The organism is Thermophilibacter provencensis (genome assembly GCF_900128445.1).
GTDB lineage: Bacteria > Actinomycetota > Coriobacteriia > Coriobacteriales > Atopobiaceae > Thermophilibacter > Thermophilibacter provencensis.
Genome location: NZ_LT671417.1, coordinates 903419 through 916162, shown reverse-complemented (window position 1 = coordinate 916162; position 12744 = coordinate 903419). Strand labels below are relative to the sequence as shown.

The window sequence follows — 12744 nt, the reverse complement described above, 5'->3', positions numbered from 1 at the left end:
CGGAGCCCGCCCGGTACCGCGCTCGGCAGGCCAGCTTCGCGACGAGCAGCGCGGCGGCGAGGATGCCGCCGACGGCGCCGCAGACGAAGTTGGACACCCGGGCGTCCCCGTACGGGAGGGTGACGCCGCCCTGCGCGGGCCGAAGTCCGTACGTCGTGTGCTCTTCGACGGGTGGGACGACCTCGTCCTCATCATCATGTTCGCCGCCATTCTTGCGGTGCCACTCGCCTGACGGCGAGCGCCGTGATGCCTAACGGGCGTCGTGTGTGCGCGCTGTGCGGTTGAGCATGCGGTAGCGATGCGGGGTCACGCCAAAGCGCTCCTTGAACGCCTCGGAGAAGCTGCCCTGCCGCGCGAATCCGACGCGCGCTGCCACTTCGGCGATGGGCGATTCCGTGTTGGATAGAAGCTCACAGGCGCGCTCCATCCTCCGCTCGCGTACCCATCCCATGGGGGTGGAGCCCTCCGCGGCGCGGAACAGACTTGCGAGCTTGCTCGGGCTCGTGCACGCCGCGCGGCACAGGTCGTCGAGCTCGATGGGGTCGCCCAGATGCTCGCGTGCGAACGCGCAGGCGAGGTTGAGCGAGGTTCGGTCGACGGCGCGCATCCGCGGCGCGGCGCTGGAGGCGTTCCTTTCGTGCCAGTCCACCACGAGCGCGCAGGCCTCCACGAGCTTGCAGCGATAGTACGCCTTGGCGACGGTGCGCGACGGCCTGGCTGCCTTGATTTCGTCGAACAGGCGCGAAAGCGCCGGGATACGCAGCGTGCCGTCGAGCCGGGCGATCGCCGTGGTGAGCGTGATCGGATCGGTGCCGATAGCGCGCGCGACCTCGGTGGCGCCATCGGGCAGAAGCGAGATGCTCGCAACCACGAGGCGCTCGTTGGGCGGGACGACCTCGCGGCACATGCCGGCGCGCCAGGCGTATCCGAGCAGCGTTCCTGATTCCCATCCGTCCTCGACACCGATGAGTTCGGAGAAGTAGGGGATTATGTTGCGCCCGTAGCTGCCGAAGCAGAAAAAGCTCGGGACGACCGAGCCGAAAGACACCGTTTCTCTGAACGTGAGGTCGAACACGGCGATCGCTGCGGCGTCGTCTATCGCGAGACACCAGTATGCGCCTCGCCCGTAGGCGGGGTCGATCGACCAGTACCGCCCGCACGCTCGCTCGCCGCCGCCGACGACTTCGAAGGCATGCATGTCCTTCATCTGGGGGACGAATATCTCATCGATCCTCGGACTGACGCCTGGCGCGTCGGCGGAGTTCTCGGTTCGCGCCGACGGTCGGCGCGCCGTCTGCATGGTGATGCCCATGAATCCCTTTCCCTTTTGATGCGCGCATGCCGGCATCGCCTCGCAGCGCGCTCTTGAGATTTCGGCTCGCTTCTTGCCGTTTCGGCGGAATCGTCGGAACTCCGCGCCCGCCGCCGTAACATCCACCTGGTTGCTAGTATGTTAACCATGGTTAATTCTAACGGACAGATCACACGTTCACAAGGGGATCCGACGCCCCTTGCGGGGGGACGAGCCTCCGCGCTGCGGCAGGAGGCTCGCACCGCGACCGGTGCGGCCGGAGGCACGCACACGGGTGCGCTCGCGGCACGTCGGCTCGACCCGCGCGTCTCGATCGTCATCCTTATTCTCATCAACGCCGCAGCGTTTGCGCCGCGGCTCGTCATCGGCCAGATCGCGATGGTGGCGCTGTCCGCGTCGGTGGCCGTCTGGTGCGGGCGGGGTGCCACGGCGCTGCGCTGGTGTATGGCGTACGCGGCCGTCATGGTGGCGGGATACGCGTTCCTCCTCATTCCGAACGGCATCGCCGCGTCGTTCGCGACGATGGTCGTCACGGTGCGCTGCGTGTTCTGCGTGGGGATGTTCGCCTCCACGATGATCGCCACGACGCGCGTGGGCGAGCTCGCCTGCGCGCTCCAGCGCGCGCACCTGCCGCGTCACGGGATCATCGCGCTGTGCATCGCACTGCGCTTCTTCCCGACCATGGCCGGCGAGTTCCGCGCGGTCGCGGAGGCCATGCGCGTGCGGGGGATGGCCATCACTCCCAAATCCGTCGTCTCGCAGCCCGTGCGCGTCATGGAGAACCTGCTCGTGCCCGTCATGAGCCGGCTGTCCATCGTCGCCGACGAGCTCTCGAACGCCGCTATCGTGCGCGGCATGGACTCGTCGCGGCCGCGCACGTCGTATTACGACCTGAGCCTGCGCGCCGCAGACGTCACGTTCTTGGTGCTCTTCGCTGCGGTGGCGGCGGTGCTGATCCTCTCCCGGGCGGGGGTGATCGCATGAGTGGGCGCGATGCGGCTGTCGAGTTTCGCGAGGCGGGGTTTACCTACGACGCCGCCGGCGAGCCGTCGGCGCACGGGGTGTCGCTTGCCGTGCGCCCAGGCGAATGCGTGGTCGTCACGGGTCCGTCGGGGTGCGGCAAGACGACGCTCGCGCGCATGGTGAACGGGCTCGTCCCCGCCGTGTACGCGGGCGATCGGGCTGGGGATGTGCGCGTGTTCGGGCGCAGCGTGGCGGACTGGGAGATGGACGACCTGTCGTGTGCGGTGGGAAGCGTGTTCCAGAACCCGCGCAGCCAGTTTTTCAACCTCGACACCACTTCCGAGATCGCATTCGGCTGCGAGAACATGGGCGTCCCGCGCGACAAGATCGTCGCCCGCGTCGACGCGACGGTGCGCGTTTTGGGGATCGAGCACCTGCTCGAGCGCGACATCCGCGCACTTTCAGGCGGTGAGAAGCAGCTCGTCGCTGTCGCGTCGGTGCACGCCATGGAACCCTCCGTTTTCGTGTTCGACGAGCCCACCGCGGCGCTCGACGTGCGCGCCATGCTCCGGCTGCGCGACGTTATCGTGCGGCTCAAAGAGGAGGGGAAGGCGGTCCTTGTCGTCGAGCATCGCCTGTGGTGGCTTGCGGGCGTCGCCGACCGCATCGCGCTCATGCGCGACGGCGCGGTCGTCTCGGACTTGGCCGCCGAGGAGTTCTCCCGCATGCCCGGCGCTGAGCGCGAGCGGTTGGGCCTGCGCGCGTGGGACATCGCGCGCGTGGCGCCCCGCACGGCGGCACCGAACGACCTCGCCTCCTCCGGCGAGCCGGTGCTCTCGACGCGCGGCCTCGCCGTCCGCTACGGCAAGCGCGGCACGTTCGTCGTCAAGGGGTGCAACTTCGACGCGCAGGCCGGGTGCGCGGTGGCTCTCATCGGGCGCAACGGGGTGGGTAAGACGACGTTCGCGCGCTGCCTTGCGGGCCTGCATGCCGAGGCGGCGGGCGAGGTGTGCGTGGACGGCACGGCGCTTTCGGCCCGCGATCGCGCGGGACGGGTGTTCCTCGGCATGCAGGAAAGCGGCTATCAGCTGTTCAGTGATACGGTCGAGGGCGAGCTGCGCCTTGCGCTCGATGCCCGCCGCCGGCACGACGGCGGCGACGCCTGCCCCACGGACGATGCGGCGATCGTCGACGCCAAGCTTTCCGACTTCGGCCTCGAGCGGTTCCGCGGGCGCCATCCGCTCTCGCTATCGGGCGGGCAGCGCCAGCGTCTCGCCATCGCCGCGGGCATGCTCCAAGGCGCGCGCGTGCTCGTGCTCGACGAGCCCACAAGCGGGCTCGACCTTGCGAACATGCGGCGCATCGCCTCCCAGATCGACGCGCTCAAGGAGCAGGGGTGCTGCATCGTCGTCATCACCCACGACTACGAGTTCGCATGCGCCACGTGCGACGAAATAGCCCACTTCGAGAACGGCCGCATCGCGGAACGCTTCGACCTTACACCGTCGAACGCGCCCCGAGCGCGGGCGCTGTTCGGGTTCGGCTAACCCCGCGACGCGGGCGCCCGCACCGTACGGCGGGAGATGCGTTTCTCCGCGCCGCTCTCATCTGTATCGGCTGCCTCACGAAAGGAGACGTCTCACATGGTAACGGCGGCATCGGCCCAAGGGAGCGCGAAGCTCCAGGGCAAGGACTTCATCTTCATCGCGATCTTCGGGCTGCTGCTCTTCATCGTGTTCTTCGCGTTCGCGATGATTCTCGGCATGAACGCGAACACGTTCTGGTTCACGCACGCCGTCGGAGCGATCCCGGGCGGCATCGTGTGGATGTATCTCGCCGCGCGCGTGCCCAAGCCGGGCGCGACGCTCGCCATGTCGGTCATCGTGGCGGCCGTGAGCCTTCTGCTCGGCATGCTGTGGACGGGGCCCGCGGGCGTCGTCGTGGGCGGCGCGCTGGCGGAGATCGTCATGGCGGCAGGCAAACGGTCGAAGGCGGCGGTCATCGCGGCGTTCGCGGTGTGGACGCTGTGCTTCTGGGTCGGCCAGGAGTCGATGGTGTTTCTCGCGGGCAGCTCCTACGTCGACATGGTGGTCCAGTCCGGTATGAGCCGCGAGTACGGCGAGACTCTCGTTGGGTTCATGCAAAGCCCCCTCATCGTCGTCGCGGGCATACTGTGCGTCGTTGGCCCCATCGTGGGCGGCTTGCTCGGTGCGAAGGTCTTCAAGAAGCACTTCGCCCGCATCGCGGCATAGGACGCTCGCTTCCAAACGCTGCCGCCGCGCGTCCGTCATCCAATCGCTGTCGGGAACGCCGCCTGCAGCTGACGCTGGGCATCCGCCTGTGCAAGCGGTCGTATCGCTGCCGTCTCGATTTCGGGGCGGCAGCTCTCTTTTTCCTCTGAATCGTTTACTTCGAGCGTACAAGGCCATGTTTTCGGATGTCTCGTTTTAATGTTATCCAAAGCAAACATTAGGGAAGCCAAGGGAAAGGATGCAAATGGGACGGAAGACTGGCGAAGGTGTGCCCGCCGCGAAAAGACGCGCGCCCATCATGCGGCTGCTCGAGTTCGCGGGCGGTCATCGCAAGCTCACGGTGCTTGGGTGCATGCTTTCGGGGGCGAACGCGCTCTGCTCGATTGCCATGCTCGTGTGCGTGTGGTTCGTTCTGCGCGATCTCGTGGCGGTGGCGCCCAACTGGTCGGCGGCCCCGAACGCCGCGGGATACGGGCTCGCGGCGTTCGCGTTTGCACTCGGTGGGCTCATCGTCTACTTCGCAGGGCTCATCTGCACGCATCTTGCCGCGTTCCGCGCGGCGACCAACATGCGCGCGGCAGCGCTCGAGCATCTCTCCCGCGTGCCGCTCGGGTACTTCGACGCCCACTCCACTGGCGAGCTGCGCCGCGTCATCGAAGGGGCGACCGGTCTGACCGAAGGCGTGCTCGCGCACCGCATCCCCGATTTCGTAGGCGCGCTCGTCACACCCGTGGCGTACCTCGTCGTCATGTTCGCTGTCGACTGGGTGATGGGGCTCGTATGCCTCCTTCCCGTGGTGGTGTCGACCGCGTGCATGTTCTGGATGATGGCCGGAGGCGGCGGCGACGAGAACACCAACATGATGACGTTCATGAAAAACTACCAGGATGCGCTCGACCGCATGAACAAAGGCGCCGTCGAGTACGTTCGCGGCATTCCCGTGGTGAAGGTGTTCCAGCAGACGGTTCGTTCGTTTTCGACGTTCCGCGAATCGATCAGGGCCTACCGCGAGTTCGCAAGCGCCTACGTGCGCCTGTGCGAGCGGCCGCAGGTTGCGCAGCTCGTGGCCATCAACTCCACGTTCGTCGTGCTCGTGCCGGCGGGCATCCTGCTCGCGCTCGCCGCCGGGGACTTCGCCGCGTTTTTCTCCGACTACCTTTTCTACGTCGTCTTCTCTGCGCTCACGACCATGATGATGACGAAGGTGATGTACGCCTCGCAGGCTTTGACCGAGGCCCAGGACGCCGTGGAGCGCATCGAGCGCATCCTCGAGGCACCCGCCATGGAAGATGCCGACCCCGCGCGCACCCGAACGCCCGTTGACGGCTCCATCGCGTTCGACCACGTGACGTTTACCTACCCCGGCGCTGACCGCCCGGCGCTCTCCGACGTGTCGCTGCGCGTGCCTGCCGGCGCCACCGTGGCGCTCGTGGGCCCAAGCGGCAGCGGCAAGACCACCGCGGCGAGCCTTGTGCCCAGGTTCTGGGACGTGGGAGACGGGGCGGTGAGCATCGGCGGCGTCGACGTGCGCGACATCCCGCTTGCGGACCTCATGGACCGCGTGGCGTTCGTGTTCCAAAACGACCGGCTGTTCAAGATGAGTATCGCTGACAACATCCGCGCGGCCCGTCCCGACGCGACGCGCGGGGAGATCGAGGCCGCGGTGCGCGCAGCGCGCTGCGACGACATCGTTGCGAAGCTTCCCCGGGGGCTCGACACGGTGGTGGGCGCGCACGGGGTCTATCTTTCCGGGGGCGAGTGCCAGCGCATCGCTCTCGCCCGCGCGATCCTCAAAGACGCGCCCATCGTGGTGCTCGACGAGGCGACGGCCTTCGCCGACCCAGAGAACGAGGCGCTCATCCAGCAGGCGCTCGCGCACCTGGCGAAGGGCAAGACGGTGCTCATGATCGCGCATCGGCTGTCGACGGTGGTGGGCGCCGACGCCATCTACGTGCTCGATGCGGGCCGCGTCGTTGAGCGGGGCACGCACGCCGAGCTTGCGGCGGCGGGCGGCCTCTACGCGAGGATGTGGGAAGACTACCGCACGAGCGTTTCGTGGAAGATCGAGGGGAAGGGGACCGGCCATGCTGCGTAAGACACTTGGGCTCACCGAAGAGGGCTGGCGCGCCTTCAGGCGGGGTATGGCATTCTGCGCGATCGCCAACCTCGCGCTCATGGCGCCGATGTGCGTGCTGTACGTGCTCGTGGGCGACTTCGCGGCGCACCTCGAAGCGGGCGTACCCCTGCCGGAACTCGCCCCGTACCTGGTGGCGGTGGCGGCTATGCTCGCGCTCGTCGCGGTAACGCAGCTGCTCGAGTATCGCAACACCTACGGTCCGGTCTACGACGAGAGCGCTCGTAAGCGCGAGGGCATCGCCGAGCACCTGCGCACGCTTCCGTTGTCGTTTTTCGGCGAGCGCGACCTGTCCGACCTTACGAACGCCATCATGAAGGACTGCGCAGATCAGGAGCGGTTGTTCATGCACGTGGTGCCGCAGCTGTTCGGCACGGGCATCTCGAGCATCGTCGTCATCATCTTCGCGATCGTCTTCGACTGGCGGCTGGGCGTCTCGGCGTTCTGGCCGATTCCCGTCGCGGTGGCGATCATGGCGGCGACGAGCGGGCTGTCCAACCGGAAAGTAGCAGCGAAGGAGGCACGCCGCCTCGAAATGATCGACGGCGTGCAGGAGTATCTCGACTGCGTGCGCGAGATCCGCGCGACGAACCGCTCCGAGGCATTCCTCGACCGTCTGCGCGGGCGGCTATCCGCCTTCGAGCGAGCACAGGTCGCCTCCGAGCTCGCAACGGGCACGACGATCTTGTCCGGACAGGCGTTCCTCAAGCTCGGTACCGCCACCACCATCCTCGTCGGCGCGGCGCTCATCGTGTCGGGAGACGTCGGCTTCCTCACTTACTTCGCGTTCCTCCTTGTCGTCACCCGCGTGTACGACCCGATCAACGTGGTTCTCCAGTCGAGCATCGAGCTCATGGAGACGCGCCACTCCATCCGCCGCACCAACGCGCTTGCTGCGGAGCGTCCCATGACGGGTTCGAGGGACTTTCGCCCGCGCGGTCACGACGTTGTGTTCGAGGACGTGTCGTTCTCCTATGGCGGCACGGACGAGACGGTGTTGTCGCACGTGAGCTTCACGGCGAAGGAGGGCGAGGTCACCGCGCTCGTGGGACCGAGCGGTTCGGGGAAATCGACGTGCGCGAAGCTCGCGTGCCGTTTCTGGGACGCAGATGAGGGGCGCGTGTCCGTGGGCGGCGTGGACGTGTCGACCGTGGATCCCGAGGTGCTGCTCGGCGACTTCGCGCAGGTGTTCCAAGACGTCGTGCTGTTCGACGAGTCGGTTGCGGACAACATCCGCATCGGGCGCGAGGGCGCCTCCGACGAGGAGGTGCTCGCCGCGGCCCGCGCCGCCAACTGCGACGGCTTCGCGAGCCTTCTGCCGGAGGGGTACGCCACTAAGATCGGCGAGAACGGCGCACGCCTTTCGGGCGGCGAGCGCCAGCGCATCTCGATCGCCCGCGCGCTTCTGAAGGACGCGCCCATCGTGGTGCTCGACGAGGCGACGGCATCCCTCGACGTGGAGAACGAGACCGAGGTCCAAGGTGCGCTCTCGCGGCTGCTCGCCGGCAAGACCGTGATCGTCATCGCGCACCGCATGCGCACCGTCATGGGGGCTGATCACGTGGTCGTGCTCGACCGAGGGCGCGTGGCCGAGAAGGGCGCGCCGGCCGATCTGCTCGAGCGCGGGGGCCTGTTCGCGCGCATGGTGCACCTGCAGGCCGAAAGCGCCGAGTGGTCGCTGCAAGGGAGCGCGGATGCGAGGGCATGAGCCGGCCGAGGGCTGACCGGAGGCAATCCTTCTGATTCGTTCGAAGCAAGGCGGATGCTCCTCGATGCCGAGATGGGTGCGAAAGGCGTGTCGCGGGAGGTGCGCCGCGCAGAGCGCTGCATCCCTGCCGACTTCCCCGAGAGTCCCTCCTCCTGCCTGGAGCGGATCAAGGATTCTCTTCGACAGGGGATCGGCATCGCCGGTCGACCAGCCCCATCGTCTTCGCCGATGTGGAGTCGGCTCATGCAGCGGACTGCCCGCGAAGCCGTGTCGCCTGTAGGAACTTGGCGAACGAGAGGATGATTTGAATGAGGGATGAAGCCGATGCGGGCCGCGGCTTGCGAAACAGGGCGACAACTAAGTCATCCGAGGACTACGTAGAAGCCATCCTGGCGATTCGGAGGGAGTGCGGGCATTGCCGCAACATCGACATCGCCGAGCGCCTGAGCTTTTCCAAGGCGAGCGTATCCAAGGCCCTCGCGAGCCTGGCTGCGGAGGGCTTAGTGGAGGTGGTCGAGAGAGACGTGCGGCTGACCGAGGAGGGCCGGCGCATTGCTGAGGCCACCCTCGCCAAGCACCGCTTCTTCGAGCGGCTGCTCGTCGAGTCCGGTGTGGACGCGAAGACCGCCTCGGCGGAGGCCTGCCGCATGGAGCACTGCCTCTCCGAGGACTCGTTCCGCAAGCTCTCAGAGCGCCTGGCGCCAGAGGGCTGAGCAACATGGGCGAGCGAGTCTCCCAACGGGTGGTTTTCAGGGCGGCTCTTTTTCCGGGCGCCGCAGGCAACATTTCAAACGGGATGAAGAGTCCCGGTGGGAGGGGGCTCTCCCGAGCTCCCTCCCGACCGTCGACGAAGCGCACGCGCGCCGGCGGTCGGGAGGGGCCGTCCCGCCGATTAATCCCCACGGACGGCCCCTCCCACCAGCCAATCATACCGCGGGCGCCGCGGGTGCTCCGCTCCCTCACCCCGCACGGGAGGCGAGCACCCGCGGATCTTCTCGGCCATGTCGAGCGTGACCATATCGGCTCCAATCTTCCGTTACCCGGCGGCGCGCCGCTTCTGCCTTCCTGAGCTCGCCTTTATTGTCCCGTGGGACACGGCGGGCGGAAAGCGAGCGCGACTCCTGTTTTTGGCCCGCGGCCCGAAGCGGTATTCCGCCCGCCGTGAAAGCTGGTGCTCGCTACAAGGCTAGAATCCCCTGTATTCGTGCAGCAGGCTCGAAAGCCGTTCGTTCTTCTCGAGGAACGACACGAGATAGTCCTCTGTGATGCGGAACTGCTCGTGCGTCTTTTTGACCTTGGTGGCGAGCATCTGCGTGCCATCCTCTGCGGTTATCTGGAAGCTGTGGATGATACGGTTTCGCATGGAGACGACCTCGTTGAAGAGGTCCGCTACGGCGCTGTCGCCAGACTCCTTCGTGATGGTGCGTGCGACGTGGGGCTTTAACTGACCGGACTCGAGGTCGATGAGGTCGTGCCAGGCCAGGGTCGACCTGTCTGTTCTGAGGATGTTCTCGATGACGAAGGCGTTGTTAGAGTTGAAGACGCAGAGTGACGCGCCAAGAAGGATTAGGTAGCTTTCGGGTGGAAGCGCCTGTCGAGTTGGAATGTTCATACTTGTCCCCTCGCATGATTTGGCCATTTCATTTTGCTGCAGGCGCGCAGACCGAACCGTTCCCATCTAGAATCGAGCGCACATCTGAATACTGTGGTTGCGCGATTACGTTTCACCGCGCCGCCCCGCCGGCGCCCCGTTGTCATCAGCTGGGCGTGAGGGTAGAATGCACGCGTGTCCCACTGATGGAGGGAATCTCCCTTGTACCTCGAGATCGGCGAGTTCCAGATTGGAGCCGCTCCCCGTGATGTTAGGCAGGAAGTCGCGAGGAGCTGACGGTACAACCTGCGCACTTTGGCGACCGGTTTCCGCCGGCCCATGTCTTCGTGCGCGCACGGTTCGAGTCCTGGGGCCGCGGCTTCGCTGCCGCGGCCCTATTCGTCTCGATCGTGCAAAGGAAAACCCAATGAGGGAAATAGACTTCCTTCGCGGCCGCCCGGCCGCGAACCTCGCGCGCTTCGCGCTGCCGGCGCTCGGCGCCAACCTCCTGCAGTCCGCCGACCAGGTCGTGGACATGCTCGTCGTGGGGGCGTTCGTCGGGGAGCGGGGGCTCGCCGCGCTCGCCAACGCCACGATGGTCGGCTTCGTGGCCAACTCGCTCTCGCTCGGCCTTTCCGTGGGCGCCACGGTGCTCGTCTCGCGCCGCCTCGGGGCGGGCGACCCCCGCGGCGCCTCCCGTGCGGAGGGGGCGGCGCTCCTCGCGGCAATCGCGCTCTCGGCCGCCGTCGCGCTGCCCTGCGCGGTCCTCGCCGGCCCGCTCTACGGCGCACTCGGCGTCCCGGCAGACGCGCTCACGGACGCCGCGGCGTACACGCGGGTCTGGGCGGCGGGGCTGCCCGGCGCCTTCCTGCTCTCCGCCGCCGGCGCCGTCATGCGCGCCCGCGGTGACGCCCGCACCCCGATGTGGCTCGCAGTCGCCGTCGCCGCGGTGAACTGCGCGGGCGGCGTCGCGCTCGTGCCCGCGCTCGGCGTCGCCGGGACGGCGTGGTCCTCGACGGCGGCGTCCTCGCTCGCCGCGGCGCTCTCCCTGGCGGTGCTCGCCGGGAGGCGCGGCTCGGCGCTGCCGGCGCGCCCCCGAGCCCGCGACCTTTCGGCGCTCGCCCGCGTCGCCGCGCCGGCGGCCTTCCAGCAGGTCGTCGTGAACCTCTCGTACCTCGCGATCACCTCCATGACCAACGCCTTCGGCACGGCGGTCGTGGCCGGCGCGGGGGCGGCCACCAAGGCCAACACGCTCGCCGGGATGCCCGTGTGGTCCGCCGGGCAGGCGGTTTCGGCCGCCGCGGCGCGCTGCGAGGGCGCCGGCGACCGGCGGCGCGCGCTCGCCTACGCCCGGGCCGGCCTCGCCGTCTCGGTGGGGGCCACGGCGCTCGTGGTCCTTCTCGTCCAGGCGTTGGCCCCGCAGCTCGTGGGCCTCTTCGCGGACGACCCGGAGGCCGTGGCCGCGGGCGTGCTCTACCTGCGCGCCTGCTGCTCGGCGAACAGCCTCGCCTACGCCGCCATGTACGCGCTCGACTCCTTCGCCCAGGCGACGGGAGCGCCGCGGCTGGCGGCGGTGAACGCCCTGCTCGACGCCGTGGTGGTCCGCGTGGGGCTCGCCGTTCTTCTCGTGCCCGCCCTCGGCTACCCGGGCGTCCTCGCCGCGCAGGCGCTCTCGCCCGCGCTGCCGTGCGCCGTCGGGGCGGCGTACCTGCGGCGGTACGCCCGCGGGGCGAGGCCCGGGGCGGGCGCCGGCGAGAGGGCGGCCTCGTGAGGTACGTGAACGCGCGCGAGGTGCTCCCGGAGCCGCTGGTCAGGGAGCTCCAGAAGGTCGTCCCCGGGGGCTGCCTGTACGTCCCGAGGGACGAGGGCGGCAGGAGGAGGTGGGGCGAGGCGAGCGGATACAGGGACGAGCTCGAGAGGAGGAACCGGCTGATCCGCGAGGAGCGCTCCGAGGGCGCGTCGATCGCGGACTTGGCGGACCGGCACGGGCTGAGCGTCCATGCCATCAAGAAGATCGTCTACCGCCCACGGGGCGGCGACCCCTCCGCGGGCGCGTGGCCGCTGCTGCGAATCCGTTCCGCCGGGATCGTCGCCCGGGCCGCCGCCCGCTTTGGCCTCGCGGCGGGTTTTGCGGGTGCGGAACCTAACCGAACACCTCGGCGATCATGGCGTCGATCATGGCGTCGATCGTCGCGTCGATGGCGCCCTCGTGGAGCCCGCTTCGATTGAGCAGCATGAGCGCGAGCCCCTTCTGCAGGTTCGCGACCACGCGCCAGTCGCATCCGTCGCGAACCCCGGCGAAGTGGCCGAGCACCTCGCCCATGACGCGCCTGTCGGCGTCGGGGTCGAACCGGTCGAACCCCGGGTCGCGCCCGACGAGCCACTCGTAGTCGTCCATGCCGATGCGGCGGAAGATGTTCTTCTCCGAGTGCCACATGGCGTCGAGCCAGCGCCTCATGTCTTCGGGGCCGAGGCCGCCCCCCTTGCCCCGCATCGCCTCGAGGGCGTCCATCGCGTCCTGCCTGCTCGAGGCGACCATGGCGGCGACGAAGGCCTCCTTGGAGGGGAAGAAACTGTAGAACGTCCCCTTCGCCACGCCGACGGCGCGGGTCACGTCCTCGACGCGCAGGCGCCCGATGCCCCGCTTGCCCACGGCCTCCCATCCCGCCTCGATCATGCGGGAGGAGATGTCGTCCCGGTCCCGGTCGCTGAAAATCGCAGGCATGGCGTCACGACCCTTCGCTCGCGTCAGTTGCGTTGCCCCGTCTGATCATACTGACCAGT

Annotated in this window: 11 protein-coding genes; 8 read left to right on the top strand and 3 right to left on the bottom strand. The window is 68.1% G+C overall.

Annotation, left to right across the window (positions count from 1 at the left end; genetic code table 11):
- Positions 1-250 precede the first annotated feature (250 nt).
- Positions 251-1312 (bottom strand): helix-turn-helix transcriptional regulator, encoded by a 1062-nt coding sequence (locus BQ7391_RS04140; protein WP_075279423.1) that lies wholly within the window; start codon positions 1310-1312, stop codon positions 251-253.
- A 147-nt stretch (positions 1313-1459) separates the two neighbouring features.
- Between BQ7391_RS04140 and BQ7391_RS04135 the strand changes: the two genes are divergently transcribed.
- From BQ7391_RS04135 to BQ7391_RS04110, 6 genes are all read left to right on the top strand, one after another.
- Entirely contained in the window at positions 1460-2296 is an 837-nt protein-coding gene (locus BQ7391_RS04135; RefSeq protein ID WP_200799576.1) for an energy-coupling factor transporter transmembrane component T, read from the top strand.
- Complete coding sequence (locus BQ7391_RS04130; RefSeq protein ID WP_075279421.1) at positions 2293-3822, top strand: ABC transporter ATP-binding protein; 1530 nt, start codon at positions 2293-2295, stop codon at positions 3820-3822. The genes BQ7391_RS04135 and BQ7391_RS04130 overlap by 4 nt, the downstream gene beginning before the upstream one ends.
- Positions 3823-3918: 96 nt before the next feature.
- Entirely contained in the window at positions 3919-4527 is a 609-nt protein-coding gene (locus BQ7391_RS04125) for an MptD family putative ECF transporter S component (RefSeq protein WP_075279420.1), read from the top strand.
- Between the two features lie 244 nt (positions 4528-4771).
- Entirely contained in the window at positions 4772-6622 is a 1851-nt protein-coding gene (locus BQ7391_RS04120; RefSeq protein WP_075279419.1) for an ABC transporter ATP-binding protein, read from the top strand.
- Entirely contained in the window at positions 6612-8369 is a 1758-nt protein-coding gene (locus tag BQ7391_RS04115; protein WP_075279418.1) for an ABC transporter ATP-binding protein, read from the top strand. Before BQ7391_RS04120 ends, BQ7391_RS04115 begins: the two co-directional genes overlap by 11 nt.
- A 308-nt stretch (positions 8370-8677) precedes the next feature.
- Positions 8678-9082: a metal-dependent transcriptional regulator gene (locus tag BQ7391_RS04110; RefSeq protein WP_075279417.1), complete on the top strand. Its 405-nt coding sequence runs from the start codon at positions 8678-8680 to the stop codon at positions 9080-9082.
- A 473-nt stretch (positions 9083-9555) separates the two neighbouring features.
- Here BQ7391_RS04110 and BQ7391_RS04105 read toward each other — a convergent pair whose 3' ends face one another.
- Positions 9556-9981 carry a selenium binding protein gene (locus BQ7391_RS04105; protein WP_075279416.1) on the bottom strand — a complete coding sequence of 142 codons (426 nt, stop codon included), beginning with the start codon at positions 9979-9981 and terminating at the stop codon, positions 9556-9558.
- Positions 9982-10387: 406 nt separating this feature from the next.
- Between BQ7391_RS04105 and BQ7391_RS04100 the strand changes: the two genes are divergently transcribed.
- Positions 10388-11731: an MATE family efflux transporter gene (locus BQ7391_RS04100; RefSeq protein WP_075279415.1), complete on the top strand. Its 1344-nt coding sequence runs from the start codon at positions 10388-10390 to the stop codon at positions 11729-11731.
- Positions 11647-12189 carry a CD3324 family protein gene (locus tag BQ7391_RS12730; protein WP_408033461.1) on the top strand — a complete coding sequence of 181 codons (543 nt, stop codon included), beginning with the start codon at positions 11647-11649 and terminating at the stop codon, positions 12187-12189. The genes BQ7391_RS04100 and BQ7391_RS12730 overlap by 85 nt, the downstream gene beginning before the upstream one ends.
- On the opposite strand, the gene BQ7391_RS04095 is transcribed toward BQ7391_RS12730, so the two are convergent.
- Positions 12104-12685, bottom strand: coding sequence for a TetR/AcrR family transcriptional regulator (locus BQ7391_RS04095; protein WP_075279414.1), 582 nt, complete (start codon positions 12683-12685; stop codon positions 12104-12106). The two genes, BQ7391_RS12730 and BQ7391_RS04095, sit on opposite strands and share 86 nt — an antisense overlap.
- Positions 12686-12744 lie beyond the last annotated feature (59 nt).

Coding starts and splice junctions, on each gene's coding strand:
- BQ7391_RS04140 (WP_075279423.1), bottom strand. CDS start 1,312: ATGGGCATCACCATGCAGACGGCGCGCCGACCGTCGGCGCGAACCGAG.
- BQ7391_RS04135 (WP_200799576.1), top strand. CDS start 1,460: ATGGTTAATTCTAACGGACAGATCACACGTTCACAAGGGGATCCGACG.
- BQ7391_RS04125 (WP_075279420.1), top strand. CDS start 3,919: ATGGTAACGGCGGCATCGGCCCAAGGGAGCGCGAAGCTCCAGGGCAAG.
- BQ7391_RS04115 (WP_075279418.1), top strand. CDS start 6,612: ATGCTGCGTAAGACACTTGGGCTCACCGAAGAGGGCTGGCGCGCCTTC.
- BQ7391_RS04105 (WP_075279416.1), bottom strand. CDS start 9,981: ATGAACATTCCAACTCGACAGGCGCTTCCACCCGAAAGCTACCTAATC.
- BQ7391_RS04130 (WP_075279421.1), top strand. CDS start 2,293: ATGAGTGGGCGCGATGCGGCTGTCGAGTTTCGCGAGGCGGGGTTTACC.
- BQ7391_RS04110 (WP_075279417.1), top strand. CDS start 8,678: ATGAGGGATGAAGCCGATGCGGGCCGCGGCTTGCGAAACAGGGCGACA.
- BQ7391_RS04120 (WP_075279419.1), top strand. CDS start 4,772: ATGGGACGGAAGACTGGCGAAGGTGTGCCCGCCGCGAAAAGACGCGCG.
- BQ7391_RS04095 (WP_075279414.1), bottom strand. CDS start 12,685: ATGCCTGCGATTTTCAGCGACCGGGACCGGGACGACATCTCCTCCCGC.
- BQ7391_RS04100 (WP_075279415.1), top strand. CDS start 10,388: ATGAGGGAAATAGACTTCCTTCGCGGCCGCCCGGCCGCGAACCTCGCG.